The organism is Mycolicibacterium psychrotolerans, assembly GCF_010729305.1.
Classification (GTDB): domain Bacteria; phylum Actinomycetota; class Actinomycetes; order Mycobacteriales; family Mycobacteriaceae; genus Mycobacterium; species Mycobacterium psychrotolerans.
On sequence record NZ_AP022574.1, the window covers coordinates 2,755,929 to 2,773,507 of the forward strand.

The following is a 17,579-nucleotide window of genomic DNA, read 5'->3' on the forward strand; positions in this document are numbered from 1 at the left end:
TTAGAGCAGTCCCAGCAACTGCAGGTCGGTGACGTACTTGTTGATGACCGGCGCCGTGATGTGTGGGATGTCATTGTCGGGGCCGATTTTCGCTTCTTGCACCGCAACCCGGAATCGGTCCACCGGCGCGAAGGATCCGCTGCTCGGCTCTGCGGGCTGCACATACTGGGCAGTGCGCAGCGGCAGCACCCACTGCAATGAGTGCTGTCGCTGCCGATCCGGCAGGGAGCGCAGGCCGGTCTCGAACCGCTGCAACCACTCAACAAAATCATCGATGCGTTCGATCGGGTGACCGGCCTCAATCAGCCAGTCGACGTACTCGTCGAAGCCGATGCCGTCGTCGTGCGGGTTCATCACGTGATAGGTCTGGAACCCGCTGGCCGCCGGGGCCGCGAGTGTGGCGAGCGCTTCAGCGACGAATTCGACGGGCAGCGCGTCGACGTGAGCGCGTTGCCGGTTGCCCTCGGCGTCGAGTCGGTAGAACGAGTTCGGCGCCACCCCGGCGGCGACGAGGCTCAGCAGCGCCCGAGTGAACATGTCCGACATATTGAGCTGACCCGCATATGACGTGTCAGCCAGGATCATGTCGCATCGAAAAACCGTGACCGGCAGGCCACATTCGTCGTGTGCCTCGCGCAACAGCACCTCGCCGGCCCACTTGCTGTTGGCGTAACCGTTGCCGAAGCTGTCCTCGACCCTGCGAGTGGAGCTGATGATTCGAATGTCGGCATCCTCGGTGAACGCCGAAGGCTCGATCTCGTTCCCCACGCCGCTCGTCGACACGTAGCTGTAACCCTTGATCCTTGCGGTGAGCGCGATCCGGATCAGCTCAGCGGTGCCCACGACGTTGGGATGAAACAGCTCGCGGTAGGGCAGCAGGCCATTGACCATGGCCGCGGGGTCGACGATCAGATCGACGGTTTCGGCCAGCCGCTGCCAAGTCTGCTGTGAAAGACCGAGGTTGGCTTCGCCCTTGTCGCCCGCGACAACCTCCAGGTGACGGACGGCCAGGTCCTGAAAGTGCTGCAACAACTTCGGATCGCCGCTATCGAAGGTCTTCTCGAGACGGCGCCGCGCATCCTCGTCGGACTTGGCTCGCACCAGGCAGATCAGCGTGCCGTCGACCAGTTGCATCCGCCGCAGCCATTCCAGGGCCAGGTAACGCCCGAGGAAGCCGGTCGCCCCAGTCAGTAGGACCGCCCGCGGCTCAGCGCTGGGCCGGGGTAGTGCCGGTGCCGCGTTCAGTGTCTTGGCGTCGATGAACTTGTCCAGCGTCAGGTCGGAGGCGTGCACCTCGGTGCTGTCGCGACCGTGGACGGACGCAAAGTCGGGGCCTGTTGAGTTGGCAGTTCTGCCCAACTGCCGGCTCAAGCTTCGCACCGACGGCGCGTCGAATACCGTGCGTACCGAAAGGTCGAAGCCAAGCGCCGCCTTGATCGCTGCGACCAGCCGCATAGCGGAGAGCGAGTCGCCACCGAGGTCGAAGAACGAGTCGTCGACGCCGACCCGGTCTAGACCCAGCATCTGGGCGTATATGTCGGCGATGATCTTCTCGGCCTGGGTCTGCGGTGCCTGGAAGGGTGTCGCGGTGAACACCGGTGTCGGCAACGCTTTACGGTCGAGCTTGCCCGACGAGGTCAATGGAAAGTCCTCCAGCACCACGATGTGCGCGGGCACCATGTATTCGGGCAACCGCCCAGTCAACTGCTGACGCACCGCGCTGATCGTGGTGTTGGCGTGTGGGTTGTTGGCATGGGCGGTGCGCTGGCCGACTCCGATTGCGGGTAGGAAGACATCGCTGAGCCGCGTACTGTGCTCTGGGTCAGAGTCGGTGGGGGTGTCGAAGACGGCGTCGAGGGTGCCGGTTTCGGCGCCCCATGTCACGGCGACGCGGTAACCGGTACTTTCGCCGAGACGGTGCAATTCTTCCGGGGCTGCGGCGCCGGTGGTGCTTTCGGCGAGTGCGTCGGCCAGGGGTAGCCCGGCGGCGAGAGCCCGTTCGATGTGGACGTCGGTGACCACTCCGGCGTGTGGGATCCCTGTGATGCGGACGGAGGCGGGGCGTTGGGACGTCAACCGGGTCTGCAGTCCAGCCAGACCCGCGCACTGGGTCCAGGTCCAGCTGGGTGCGGCCGCCAGTGATCGTACCGGTGTCGGGATCTTGTGGATGATGACGTCGTAGCGATACCGGTTCAATTCGTTGTCGGCCAGTCCGTGTTTGACCTGGATGTCGACTCCGGCGACGGACGCCGCGTGGTCTGCGGCCCAAGTCGTGAAGAACTCCGGGGCCAGCAGCAGTTCGTGTTCGCTGATCATGGCGCGCTGTACTCGTTGGCGGATTTCGTCGGGGTCGGTGGAGCCGGCGCGAGCGAGCGCAACTGCGGTTTGGAATGCGCCCTGCAAAGTGTGGTTACGGATGTCGCCGAGGAACAGTGACCCGCCGGGCGCCAACAGCTTCACGGCGTCGTCGATGAGGTCGGCCAGGTACTCCCGATTCGGGAAGTACTGGATAACCGAGTTGAGAATGATTGTGTCGAAGTAGTTTTGGGGCAGGGTCTCGGTGACGTGTGCGGGTTGGGCCAGTAACCGAACCCGATCACGCCAGGGCAGCTGCGACTGCTCCAGCGCACGACCGAGGTTGTCGATGGCCGCCGCCGACGCATCCGTGGCAACGTACTCTTCGCACTGCGGGGCGATCTGCGACAGAACCAACCCCGAGCCTGCGCCGATCTCCAGAACTCGGCGTGGCCGCAGGCCCATGATCCTGTCCACGGTGGCCGCACGCCACTCCTGCATCTCCGCCAACGGAATCGGATCGTCGGTGTAGCTGCTGTTCCAACCCCGGAAATCCATGCCGAACCCCGACGCGCCGACCTCGGCGTCGTACAGTTCGTCGTATACGTGCTGCCACTGTTCAACGATTTCGATGTCGTCATCGGAGCTGGTGTGCTCGAGGGTGATGTAGCCGACGAGGTGGGCGCCGGTGTTGCCGTGATGCACGGTGACGGCCGCCTGGCCGACCTGCGGGCAGGCCAGTAGGCTGTTCTCGATCTCGCCGAGCTCGATGCGATACCCGCGGATCTTGACCTGTTCGTCAGCACGCCCCAGGTATTGCAGCTGCCCGTCGGCGCCCCAACGCACCAGGTCCCCAGTGCGATAGATTCTGGTCCCGGGCGCGCCGAACGGAGACGCCACAAACCGCGACGCGGTCAAACCCGCCCGATGCCAATAGCCGCAGGCAACCCCGGACCCGGCCACATACAGCTCACCGATCACCCCTGCCGGCACCGCCCGCAACCGCGGGTCCAACACGAAAAAGGCGAGATGCGCCAGCGGCAGTCCGATGGGGCTGGCGTTGGTGTCAACGTCGCTGTCGACGATCTCCCGGAATGAGGCATGCACCGTCGTCTCGGTGATTCCGTACATGTTGATAAGTCGCGGTAGCCGCGGATGGTTCTGCCGCCACAGCCGAAGACGCTGCGGGTCAAACGCTTCGCCGCCGAAAACCACCGTCTGAAGCTTGAGCTGCTCGCCCAGCTGGGGCTGGAGCGCGTCGGCGGTTTGCAGCGCATAGAACGCCGACGGGGTCCGGCTCAGGACTCCGACTTCTTCAGCGACCAGCAAGGCGTGGAAGTCTTCCGGTGAGCGCGCCACCGACTCGGAGACCACCACCAGTCGCCCGCCGCGCAGTAGAGCACCCCAGATCTCCCAGACCGAGAAGTCGAAGGCCAGCGAATGACACTGGGTCCAGGCGCCCACGCCCGGCACGTCCGTGTCCAGTGCCCGCAGCAGCGCAGTGACGTTGTGGTGGGTCACCGCAACCCCTTTGGGGGCACCGGTGGTGCCTGACGTGTAGATGATGTAGGCGATGTCGGCCGGGTCCGGCGCGGGTAGCGCAGTGGTGGGCTGGGTGTCGACGCGCGGGTCGGCGATGTCGATGACCGCCAGATCGCGCCCGCCCAGCCGGCCACGCAGGTCTGCGGTGGTGATCACCGCGACCGGCGCGGCGTCGGCGAGCATGAACCCGATCCGGGCATCGGGCACCGCTGGGTCGATCGCCAGATAGGCGGCCCCGGTTTTGAGCACCGCCAGCATCGCGACGATCGCTTCAGCCGAACGCGAGAACAGCAACGCCACACACTGTCCCGGACCCGCGCCCTCACCAGACAGCAGCTGCCCCAACCGGTTCGACGCCTCATCGAGCTCCCGATAGGTCATGGAGCGGCCGGCGCAGGTCACCGCCACCGCCTCGGGTGTGCGTCCAACCTGGGCTGCCCACAGCAGCGGAATCGACTCATCGGCGGGTGCGGACTGGGTCAACGCCGCGCGGTTGCCCCACTCGTCGAGGTCGGCGTGTTCGTCGGCATCGAGCACATCGATCGACGACAACCGCGCCGCAGGATCGGAGATCATCCCCGCCAGGACGCGTTCGAATCGAACGATCAGCGCCTCGATGCTGCCTGTATCGAAGACATCGGTTCGGAATTCCACCGCTCCGCCGATCCCGGCGGGCTCACCGTCCGCGGTGAAGTGTTCTGCCAGGTTGAAGAGCAGGTCCATGCGGGCGGTGTGGGTGTCCATCGGCACATGGGCGCCGTGCAGATCACCCAACGCCGGCCCGCCGGCCGGGTCACCGGTATGTGCAGGCAGGTTCTGCCAGCCCAACATCACCTGAATCAGCGGGTGATGGGTCAGACTGCGGGCCGGGTTGAGACGCTCCACCAGCACCTCGAACGGCACATCTTGATGCTCGAAGGCGGCCAGACTGCGCTGGCGTACCTGGGCCAGCAACTCGGCGAAGCTGGGATTGCCGGTCACATCCACCCGGAGCACCAACGTGTTGACGAAGAACCCGACCAGCTCGTCGAGCGCGGGATCGCCGCGTCCGGCGATCGGGAAGCCCACCGCCACATCGGAACTCGCACTCAGCCCGGACAGCAGCACTGCTAGGGCGGCCTGAACCACCATGAAGCTGGTGGCGCTGTGCTCGTGGGCGACAGCACGCACCCGCTGATGCAACTCCGCGGGCCAGTCCATCGCCACACTGGCACCGCGGTAGTCAGCGACCACCGGATAGGGCCGATCGGTGGGCAGCTGCAGATAATCCGGCATCCCGGCAAGCGCATCCCGCCAGTAAGCCACCTGCGCGGCGATCGGGCTGTGACTGTCGTGGAGATCACCGAACCTCGCGCGCTGCCACAACGTGTAATCGACGTACTGCACCGACAATGGCGCCCACTCCGGAGCCAGACCCTGCTGCCGCGCTTGATACGCCGCCCCGATGTCCCTGATCATCGGGGCCACCGACCACCCGTCAAAAGCGATGTGGTGCACGACAATTGCGATGACATACTGCTCGGGACCTACGCAATAGATCTGCGCCCGAACGGGGATCTCGGTCGACAGGTCGAATCGGTACACCGCCAGCGCCATCAACTCGCGGGCCACGTCTCGCTCAGGCAAGGACACCACCGCTTCGTCCCCGCGCCTCCACATCCCCGGTCGGGGCGGCAGAACCTGCTGGAACGGCACACCGTCGGTGTCGGGGAATACGGTGCGCAGCGATTCGTGGCGAGCGATGACGTCGTCGAGGGCTGTTCCCAGCGCCTCGGAATCCAGTGGACCGTCAATGCGAAGCGCGGTCGGCATGTTGTAAGTCGCAGCCCCGGCCTGGAACCGGTCGAGGAACCACAACCGGTTCTGGGCGAAGGACAGCGGAAGCACCGCGGGCCGCGGTCCGGCCACCAACGGGTCGCGTCGTTTCCCCGCTGCGCCGATGTGGGGGGCCAGCTGGGCAATCGTGGGCGCGTCGAACAGGGTGCGCACCGCGAGGTCGGCGTCCAGGCCGGTGTTGATCGCGGCGACCAGGCGCATCGCCGACAGCGAATCACCGCCCAGAGCGAAGATCGAGTCGTCGACGCCGACCCGGTCAACGCCGAGGACCTGGGCGTAGATGCCGGCCAGGATCTCCTCGACGGCGTTGGTGGGGGCGCGGTAGTGCCCGACATCGGTGTATTCGGGTGCCGGCAGGGCGCGGGCGTCGACTTTGCCGTTGACCGTCAAGGGCAGCGTGTCGAGGACCACTATCGCGGTCGGCACCGCGTACGCCGGCAGCCGCGCAGCTAGCCTCATCCGCAATTCAACGGGATCGACGGTCCCGATTTGGGTTTCGGTGACATAGCCGACGAGGCGTTTGTCGCCGGGACGATCTTCGCGGGTGATGACCACCGCTTGATCGATGCCGTCGAGCGCGGTCAGAGCAGTCTGGATTTCGCCGAGTTCGATCCGATACCCGCGGATCTTGACCTGCTCGTCGGCGCGCCCGAGATAGTGCAGCTGCCCACCGGCGTCCCAGCGCACCAGGTCGCCGGTGCGATACATGCGGGTTCCGGGCGCCCCGAACGGGCACGCGATGAACCGTGCGGCGGTCAAAGCCGCCCGGCCGAGGTAGCCGACGCCCACGCCGTGGCCGGCCACATACAACTCGCCGACCACCCCGGTTGGCACCGGGCGGAGCCAGCCGTCGAGGACGAACAGCGCCGCGGTCGACACCGGCGCACCAATCGGCGGCGGTCCCGAGCCGTCCGTCAGCGGTGCGGTCATCGACGCATAGATCGTGGTCTCGGTGGGCCCGTAGGCGTTGATCATCACTCGCCCGGGCGCCCAGCGGTCGACCACGTCGGCGGGGCAGGCCTCACCGCCGAGCACCAGCGCCGCCGACTCCAAGCCCGCCGGGGACAGTGCGGTCACCGCCGTGGGGGTTTGGGTGAGTACGTTGACCCGCTCGGCAACCAACAGGTCGTGGAAGTCGTCCGGGGAGCTGACCACCTCATCCGGCACGACCACCAGCCGGCCGCCGCCGAGCAGTGCGGCCCAGATCTCCCACACCGAGAAGTCGAACGCATAGGAATGGCATTGCGTCCACACCTGCTCCGATGGCAGGACTGGGGGCGACGACTGCGCCACGTGGGCCAGGTTCTGGTGGGTGATGGCAACACCTTTGGGCACACCGGTGGTACCCGAGGTGTAGATCAGGTAAGCGATATCGTCCGGGGCTGGGGCCGGCAATGCCGTGCCCGGATAGTTCTGGATTCGCGGGTCGTCGAATTCGATGACGGTCAGTTCGCAGCCGTCCAGCCGCGATCGCAGGTCCGCGGTAGTGACGGCCGCGGTCGGGACGGCGTCGGCGAGCATGAACTCGATCCGGGCGTCGGGCACCGCCGTGTCGATCGCCAGGTAGGCGCCCCCGGTCTTGAGCACCGCCAGCATCGCCCCGAGCACCCCGGCAGAGCGCTCTGACAGCAGCGCCACACACCGTCCCGGGCCCACACCGTGATCAATAAGCAGATGTGCCAATCGATTCGATGATTCATCGAGCTCGCGGTACGTCAGGGACCGGCCCCCGCTGGTCACCGCTACCGCCTCAGGTGTGCGCGCGACCTGGGCTGCCCACAGCACCGGAATCGACACAGCGGTGAGGGCGGGCCGGGTCAACATCGCCCGATTACCGAACTGGTCCAGCCGGGCATGCTCACCGCCGTCGAGCACATCGATCGACACCAGTCGCCGGCCTGGGCCGGCCGTCATCGCCGCCAGCACCCGCTCGAATTGCTCGATCACTGTCCGGATGCGGTCCGCGTCGAAGATGTCGGTGTCGAATTCGACGCGCAGGCCCAGCTGCGGTCCCGGCGAGGCTTGCAGGGTCAGCGGGTAGTGGTTGGATTCGCGGATGGCGATGTCGGTGATGGCCAACTCGTCGGTGCCGGCCAATGCGTCGGTGTCGATCGGGTAGTTCTCGTAGACGAACAGGGTGTCGAACAGCTGGTCGTGACCGGTGGCGCGGTGAATCTCGCTGAGACCCAGATGCTGATGCTCCAGCGTGTGGTGGTGTGCACTGTGCAGTTGGCTGATCAGCTCGGCGACGGTGGTGGCCGCCGTGACAGACGCGCGCACCGGCACCGTGTTGATCAACAGGCCGACAATGGATTCCGCACCGGCGACGTCGGTGGGCCGTCCGGAGACCGCGGTGCCGAAGACGACGTCATGGTTGCCGGTCAGCCACGTCAGCAGCTGCGCCCAGGCACCCTGCAATACGGTGTTGACCGTGGTGTGACACGAGCGAGCGAGCTCGCCCAGCGCCTGCGTGGTCTCCGCAGAAACCCGGTGCGTTTCGACGCTTCGCCCGCCCAGCCCCAACCGGGTCGGTGGCCCGACCAGGGTAGGGGTGTCGAAGCCGGCCAGCACCTCCTTCCACGCCGCCTGGGCGGCCTCGCGGTCGCGCTCGGCCAGCCAGCCGACCAAGCGGCGATAGGACCCGGCCGCAGGAAGTCGGTGACCGTGATAGCCGGCGAATACTTCCCCCAGCAGGATCGGCAGCGACCAGCCGTCGAGTACGAGGTGGTGATTGGTCAGCACAACCCGGTGCCCATCTGTCCCGATGTGCACCAGAGCCACCCGAAAGGCCGGCGGATGGTCAAGGTCGCAGACCGCGGCACGCTCGGCAGCACACAGCTTCTCAATCTGCTCACCGGCATCCCCACCGCTTCCGCTGAGGTCGATGTACCGCCACGAGGCCTCGGGGTCGGCCGGGATGATCTGCACTGGCTCGTCGAACTGTTGGCAGAATCGGACGGCCAGGTTGGGGTGCCGGCTGAGCACGGTGTGCATCGCATCGCGCAACCGGTCCGGGTCCAACGGCCCGGTGACGGTGATGTCGAGTTGCATCGCATACACATCGTCATGGCTGCCCTGTGTGGCGTGGAAGAGCAGTCCCTGCTGCAGCGGGGTCAGTGGCAGGATGTCGGCGATCCGGAATTGCTGGTCGAGCTGGTCGATCTGGTGTTGGGTCAGCTGGGCCGGGGCGATATCGGAGGGGGTCAACCCGCCCCCGCCGTGTTCGACGTGAGCACAGATGCCGGCCAACGCCTCGAACCACAGCCGCCCCAGCCGGCTGATCTGGGTGGCATCGAGTGCCGAGGTGGCCCACAGCCAGTTGGCGTGCAACCGGGGGCCCGCGGCGGCGTCGATGACGCCGGCGTTGAGTTCCACGGTGTGCGCCAACGACATCGGTACCGCCGTGGCTGCGGCGACGGCCACCAGTCCGTCCTGGTCGACCCGCCACAGGTCATCGGCGAGTTCGCCGGTGCTGCCGCCGAGGCGGCCCAGGTAGTTGAATCCGATCACCGGGTCGGCACCGTCGAGATCGATGTCGGGGTTGAGGTAGCGCAGCAGACCGAAGGTCAAACCGTCAGGCAATGCGCGCAGTTGTTCCTTGGCGCTTTTGATGATGGGGCCCAGTGCCGCATCGCCGCTCATCACCTGTGCCCAACGCAACCCGTTGACCCCCAGCGCCACCGGATACTTGGTGGTGAACCAGCCCACGGTGCGCGAGAGGTCCACATCGGCGGCCAGGCTCTCGTCGCGGCCATGACTTTCGACATCGACGCTGATGGGCGTACCGGTGCCCGAGAACTCTGCGAACGCCAACCCGTAGGCGATCAACAAGATGTCCTGCACCCCGGCGTGGAATGCCGCGGGCACCGCACCGAGCAAGCGGCGGGTCGTCTCGACATCCAGTTCTGCTGACCACCGTCCCGCACTCGCATAGGTGTCTGTGTCGGCTCGAGGTGCCGGCAGAACGGCGGGTACCCGCAACACCTGCCGCCAGGCCTCGGCCTGCTCCGCAACCACAGGGCTGTGTGCATGCTCGCCCAGCAACTCCGCCCACCGCCGGAAGGAGGTAACGGGCTGCGGCAGTGACACGGGTTGCCCGCTGTGGTGCTGCACCCAGCCGATGTTGATGTCTTCCAACAGGATCCGCCACGACACCCCATCAACGGCCAGATGATGAATTATCAACACCAACCGGCTGGTGTCACCGACCCACAGGGCAGTCAGCATCACCCCGGCGGCGGGGTTCAACCGCGACCGCGCCGCCACCACCGCCGCGTCGGATAACACATCCACGGCCTGCAAGCAGTCATCGGCATTCACCGCTCGAGCTGCGGGCGCCGACAATGACCAGCCTCCGCCGCCGTCGTCGACCGCGCGGAGCCGCAACATCGCGTGCCGATCCAGCAGCGCCTGCAATACAAGCAACACATCGGCCTCGGTCACCCCAGGGGGCGCCTGCACCACCATCGTTTGATTGAACTGGTGGACAGCGCCCTCGACGGTGTGCAGCCAGCTCATGATCGGAGTGACAGGTATCGGTCCGAGTCCCTCATCGACCGCGCGCGCCTCGCCGCCGGTGACTGCAGCGACCAGGGCCAGTCGGGCCACGGTCTGCTCGACGAAGATGTCGCGTGGGCGACAGGCCAAACCGGCCGCCCGGGCCTGCGCGACGACCTGCATCGAGGAGATACTGTCCCCGCCCAGGTCGAAGAACGACTCGTCGACACCGACCCGCTCGAGCCCCAGCACCTGGGCGTAGATGCCGGCAAGGATGTCCTCCACCGCATCGGACGGGGCGCGGTAACTAGCACCATCGATGTACTCCGGCGCCGGTAGCGCACGGATGTCGAGCTTGCCGTTGACCGTCACGGGCAACGCGTCGATCACCACGACCGCGGCCGGCACCATATACGGCGGCAACCGATCAGCCAGTGCCGCGCGGACAGCGGCCGGATCTGCGTTCCCGGTGATGTAGCCGACGAGGCGCTTGTCGCCGGGGCGATCCTCGCGAGCAATCGCTACCGCCTGATCGACGCCGTCCACATCGGCGAGCGCACTCTGGATCTCACCGAGCTCGATCCGATAGCCGCGGATCTTGACCTGATCATCGGCACGCCCCAAGTACTGCAACTGCCCATCCGGGCGCCAACACACCAGATCCCCGGTGCGATACATCCGCGCCCCGGGCGCCCCGAACGGACACGCCACAAACCGCGACGCAGTCAACCCGGTGCGGCCTACATACCCGTACGCCAGCCCGGCACCGGCAATGTACAACTCGCCGACCACCCGCTCTGGCACCGGCCGTAACTGGTCGTCGAGTACGAACAACGCAGCCCTGACCACCGGTCTGCCGATCGGCACGCCCATGCCCGGCTGCAACGGTTCGCTGATGGCCACACACATCGTCGTCTCGGTCGGGCCATACGCGTTGATCATCACCCGCCCGGGGGCCCACTGGTCCACCACTTCCGCGGGGCAGGTCTCACCGACCACCACCAGGGCCGCCGACTCCAGGCCTTCGGGCTGCAACCCCCGCACCGCCGACGGGGTCTGGGTCAGGACACTGACTTGCTCGCTCACGAGCAGGTCGTGGAATTCGTCGGGGGAGCCGACCACCGACTCGGGCGCCACCACGACGCACCCACCCCGCAACAGGGCACCGAAGATCTCCCACACGGAGACGTCGAAAGCCAAGGTATGGCACTGCAGCCACGCACCGCTGGTGGGCAGCCCTGCGTCCAGCGATCCGAGCAGTTGAGTGACGTTGAGGTGTGTTACCGCAACACCTTTGGGGATACCGGTAGTGCCCGAGGTGTAGATGATGTAGGCGATGTCGTCGGGTGCGGGGGACGGTAGCGGGGTGCTCGACTGAGCGTCGATGCAGGGGTCCGCGACGTCGACGACCGTCAGGCTCGCCCCACCCAGCCCGTCAACCCGATCCGCGGTGGTGACCACAGCGACCGGAGCGGCGTCGGTGATGATGAACTCTATCCGCGCCGCGGGAACGACCGGGTCAATCGGGAGGTAGGCGGCCCCGGTCTTGAGCACCGCCAGGATCGCCACCACCGCCTCGGTGCAACGCGAAAGCAGCAGCGCCACACACTGTCCGGGTCCAGCGCCATGCTGGGTCAACAGATGCGCCAACCGATTCGACGCCTCATCGAGCTGCCGGTAGCTGCACGACCGCTCCCCGAAACGGATCGCGACCGCGTCGGGGCACGCGACGACATGTTCGGCGAACAGCGCCGGAATCGAGACGGCGGGAGGCGCGGGCTGGGTGAGCGCCGCCCGGTTGCCGATGCCGTCGAGCTGGATGTGTTCTTCGATGTCGAGCAGATCGATCGACGACACCCGCTGCGCCTGGTCTGCCGTCATGGCAACCAATACCCGTTGCAGCCGCTCGACCAGTCTGGCGACGCTGTCGGTCTCGAATACATCGGTGCGGAACTCCACACGCCCCTCGATTCCGGCGGGCCCAGCGGAGTCAGTCAGGCGTTCTGCGAGCGAGAACACCAGATCCATCCGGGCGGTGCGGGTATCGATCGGCATCTGAGTAACCTGAAGATCACCCAACGCCAACCCCCCGGCGGGGCTACCGGCGTCGTCGCCCACAGCGATGTTCCAGGCCAATGCCACCTGCACCAAGGGATGATGAGTCAACGACCGAGTCGGCTTGAGCCTTTCGACAAGAACCTCGAAGGGCACGTCCTGGTGTTCGTAGGCGGCCAGGCTGCGCCGTCGAACCTGAGCGAGCAACTCGGCGACTGTGGGATCTCCGGCCAGATCGACCCGCAGCACCAGCATGTTGACGAAGAACCCGACCAGCTCGTCGAGCGCGGGATCGTTTCGCCCGGCGATCGGAAAACCCACCGCCACATCAGAACTCGCGCTGGTTCTGGACAGCAGCACCGCCAGCGCGGCCTGAACGACCATGAAGCTGGTCGCGTTGTACTCGCGAGCCGTCTTACGAACTTGCTGCTGCAGTTCGGCCGGCCAGTCGACCGGCACGGTGGCACCGCGCTGATCGGTCGCCGGCGGATACGGCCGATCGGTGGGCAGCTGCAGCCGCTCGGGCATCCCCGCCAGAGCGTCTTGCCAGTAGGCCAGCTGAGCGGCGATCGGGCTATCACTGTCGTCGAGATCGCCGAACCGCACACTCTGCCACAACGTGTAATCCACGTACTGCACCGGTAGTTCAGGCCAGTCAGTTGCCTGCCCCGCACATCGGGCGGCATACGCCGCGTTCAGGTCAGCCACCAGGGGGGTGATCGACCAGCCGTCGGCGGCAATATGGTGCACCACACCGACCAGCACGTGCTCGTCATCACCAAGGCGGAAAAGCGTTGCTCTCAGCGGGAGCTCGGTCGACAAATCGAAGGTGTGCCGTGTCGCTTCCTCGACGACCTCCTTAAGTCGATCCGCCGACCACCCCGTCGCATCAACGACCTCCCAACGGGAACGAGCGTGTTCGAGCGGCACTACCTGCTGGAACGGAACTCCGCCCTCGTCGGGGAACAGAGTGCGCAATGATTCGTGGCGGGCGACGACATCGTCAAGCGCCGCGCACAGCGCGTCGGCATCGAGGTGCCCGCTCAGACGCAGCGCGGTCGCCATGTTGTAAACCGGTGAGGGCCCGTATAATTGGTCGAGAAACCACAATCGGCTTTGGGCGAACGACAGCGGGATCACCTCGGGCCGCTCACCGGCGACCAGCGGCTGTCGCGCACCACCCTCCCCGCCGATGTGAAGCGCCAGCTGAGCCACCGTCGGCGCGTCGAACAGTGCGCGCACCGAAAGGTCGGCGTCCATCCCGGTGTTGATGGCGGCGACCACTCGCATCGCCAAGATGCTGTCGCCGCCCAGGTCGAAGAACGAGTCGTCGACGCCGACGCGGCCGAGGCCCAGGACTTGGGCGTAGATGCCGGCCAAGATCTCCTCGACCGCGTTGGTGGCACCGCGGTAACGATCGGTGTCGCTGAATTCCGGTGCGGGCAACCCGCGGGTGTCGAGCTTGCCGTTGACCGTCAACGGCAGCGCATCGATCACCACGACCGCTGCGGGCACCATATAGGCCGGCAACCGCTGCTCCAGCTGTGTCCGCGTCTCGGCGAGATCGACGGCCCCGGAATTGGTCTCGGTGACATATCCGACCAAACGCTTGTCACCGGGGCGATCCTCGCGCGCAATCACCACCGCCTGGTCGACCCCGTCGACGGCCGCCAGCGCGGTACGGATCTCCCCGAGCTCGATCCGATACCCACGGATCTTGACCTGCTCGTCGGCGCGCCCCAGATACAGCAGCTGCCCGTCGGCACCCCAGCGCACCAGATCCCCGGTGCGATACATCCGCGCCCCCGGCGCCCCGAACGGACACGCCACAAACCGCGATCCGGTCAAGTCCCCCCGGCGCCAATACCCCACTCCGACACCGCGGCCGGCGACGTAGAGTTCGCCGACGACACCGGGTGAGACCGGCCGCAGCCACGTGTCGAGCACGAACAATGCCGTCCCCGGCACCGCCGCCCCGATCGGCACGACACCCGCGCCCGCTTTCAACGGCGCGCTGATGGTGGCGTACACCGCCGTTTCGGTCGGGCCGTAGCCATTGATCATCACCCGCCCGGGCGCCCACCGATCCATCACCTCGTGCGGGCACGCCTCACCGGCCACCATCAGCGCCACCGACTCCAACCCCTGCGGCGACAACGCGGTCACCGCCGACGGAGTCTGACTCAACACACTGACGTGTTCGGAGACCAGTAAGGCATGAAAGTCCTGCGGGGAGCCCGCCACCGATTCGGGCACCACCACCAGCCGCCCACCGTGCAGCAACGCCCCCCAGATCTCCCACACCGAAAAGTCGAACGCATAGGAATGACACTGCGTCCACACCTGTCCCGGAGCCGGCTTCACGCCGACATCGAGCCCGTCGAAAAGCCGCGTTACGTTGTGATGGCTGACCGCAACACCTTTGGGCACACCGGTCGTGCCCGAGGTGTAGATGATGTGGGCAAGGTCATCCGCCGACGGCGCCGGCAGAGGCGTACACGGGTAGTCCTTCACCGCGCTATCGTCGATGTCGATGGCAGTCAGATCACCGCCGTCCCACCGCGAACGCAGGCCGGCAGTGCTCACCCCGGCGATCGGCGCCGCATCGGTGACCATGAAGCCGACTCGCGCATCGGGCACCGCCGGATCGATCGGCAGATACGCCGCTCCGGTCTTGAGCACCGCCACAATCGCCACGATCGCCTCGGCGCACCGCGGAAACATCAGCGCTACACACTGCCCCGGACCCGCCCCATGATCAGACAGCACATGCGCCAACCGGTTCGACGCCTCATCAAGCTCCCGATACGTCAGCGAGCGGCCCTCGAACCTCACCGCCACCGCCTCGGGCGTACGCACCACTTGTTCGGCGAACAGCACCGGAATCGACACCGGCGATACGGGCTGGGACAACACCGCCCGATTACCGAACTGATCCAGCTGAGCGTACTCACCCTCATCGAGCAAATCGATCGACAACAGCCGCCGCGTCGAATCAGCCGTCATGACTGCCCCCTGTATCACCGGCCATGGCCGCCAACACCCGCTGGAACCGCTCGGTGAGCTTTCCGATGGTGGCCGGATCGAACACCTCGGTGTCGAACTCCACGCGAAGGCCCAGTTCGCGGCCCAGTTGAGCCACCATCGCAAGCGGATAGTGGTTGAATTCACGGCCGGTGATGTCGGAGATGGCCAGCCCATCGGCACCGGCGAAGGCCGTCGTGTCGAGCGGGTAGTTCTCGAAGACGAACAAGGTGTCGAACAGCTGGTCGTGGCCGGTGGACCGGTGAATCTCGCTGAGTGCCAGGTGCTGATGTTCGAGTGTGTCGGTGTGGGCGCGCTGCAGATGGTCGAGCAGGTCCGCGATGGTCGTGGCCGGAGTGGCGGTGGCCCGCACCGGCACCGTGTTGATCAACAGGCCCACCATGGATTCCGCATCGGCCATCTCGGTGGGCCGTCCCGAGACCGCGGTGCCGAATACGACATCATGATGCCCGGTCATCCACATCAACATCTGCGCCCACGCGGCCTGCAGCACGGTGTTGACCGTGGTGCGACACGAACGCGCCAACGCGGTAACGGCCCGAGTGGTCTCCTCCGACACGCGAAACGAGGTAGTGCCGCGCGGCCCCAGGGTCAGCCGTCCCGGCGGACCCACGAGAGTGGGAGTGTCGAAGCCCGCCAGCACCTCGCGCCACGCGGCGTGCGCCGCATCGAGGTCTCGACCGGCCAGCCAGGTGACGAACCCGCGATACGACCCGGCCGCAGGCAACCGCTGCCCGTGATACGCGGCAAAGATCTCCTGCAACAAGATCGGCAACGACCAGCCGTCCATCACGATGTGATGGAAAGTCAGCACCATCCGATGCGCACCCTCGGCAGTACGGAGCAACGCCACGCGAAATGCCGGCGGGTGTTCGAGGTCGCACACCGCGGCCCGTTCCTCCGCACACACCCGTTGGATCAGCTCGTGGGGGCCGAGGTCGCTGTCGCTGAGTTCGACGTACTGCCAAGGCATCACGGGATCTGCGGGAATGAGCTGCACCGGCTGATCGAACTGCTGGTCGAACCGGGCCGCCAGGTTGGGATGACGGGCAAGCACCATCTGCACCGCGTCGCGCAACCGGTCGGCGTCGAGCGGGCCGGCAATGGTGAAGCCCAGCTGCATCGCATACACATCGTCGCTGCTGCCATGCGTCGTGCCGGTGTGGAACAGCAGTCCTTGCTGCAGCGGCGTCAGCGGCAAGACATCGGCGATCCGGTGGCGCTGCTGTAACTCGTCGATCTGCTGCTGGCTGAGCCGGGCGGGTGCGATGTCGGATGGCGTCAGCCCGCCCCCACCGCGTTGAACATGGGCACAGATGCCGGCCAGCGCATCGAACCACAACTGACTCAACCGGCCGACCTGCGCCTGGTCCAGTGCCGAAGCAGCCCACATCCAGTCCGCATGCAGATACGGCCCGGCCGCGGTGTCAACAGTGCCGGCGTTGAGCTCCACGGTGTGCGCCAACGCCATCGGCACCGCCGCGGCCACACCGCTCACCGACACACCGCCCTCGCTGACCGACCAGAGGTCGCCGTGGGCCTCCGCCTGTGCGCCGCCCATTCGGCCCAGATAATTGAACCCGATCGTCGGGTCGGGGCCGGATAGCTCGATGTCGGTGTTGAGGTAGCGCAGCAGACCATACGAGAGCCCGTCGGGCAGAGCGCGCAGCTGCTCCTTGGCGTTTTTGATGACGGCGCCAAGCGCCGCATCACCGGAAAGCACCTGCGGCCAGCTGAGTCCACCGACAGTCAGCGCCACCGGGTACTTGGTGGTGAACCAACCCACGGTGCGCGACAGATCAATATCGGAGGCCAACTCGTCATGGCGGCCGTGACCCTCGACATCGATCCCGATCGGAGCATCACTGGTGCCCAAGAACTCCGCCCACGCGAGTGCGTAACCGATCAGCAAGATGTCCTGAATGCCGGTGTGGAATGCCGCCGGCACCTCACCGAGGAGCCGTCGGGTCGTCTCCACGTCCAGTGTCACCGACCGATGCCCCGCAGTGGCGTACGTGTCTGTCTCAGGGCGCATCGCAGGAAGCGCGGGCGGGATCTCCAACACCTTTCGCCACGCCTCGGCGTGGTGTTGCACCGCCGTGGAACGCGCATGGTCGGTCAGCAGCGATGCCCACCGCTGGAACGACGTCCCCACCGCCGGTAACGCTATCGGTTGACCGTTGCGATGGTGCGCCCAAGCAATGTTGAGGTCCTCCAGCAAGATCCGCCACGACACCGCATCAACGACCAAATGATGGATGATCAAAACAAGTTCACGTGTGGATGTCAGCCATAGCGCGCTGATCACC

At 66.2% G+C, this 17,579-nt stretch carries 2 protein-coding genes (1 of these 2 only partly in view); both read right to left on the bottom strand.

The annotated features are described in order from the left end of the window. Window positions 1-15,231, bottom strand: coding sequence for a non-ribosomal peptide synthetase (locus tag G6N45_RS13620; protein ID WP_163722801.1), 15,231 nt, complete (start codon window positions 15,229-15,231; stop codon window positions 1-3). Beyond that, on the bottom strand, window positions 15,221-17,579 hold the 3' end of the coding sequence (locus tag G6N45_RS13625) for a non-ribosomal peptide synthetase (RefSeq protein WP_163722802.1). The gene runs 14,228 nt beyond the window's last position; only the last 2,359 of its 16,587 coding nucleotides appear in the window; its start codon lies beyond the right edge, outside the window; the stop codon is at window positions 15,221-15,223. The genes G6N45_RS13620 and G6N45_RS13625 overlap by 11 nt, the downstream gene beginning before the upstream one ends.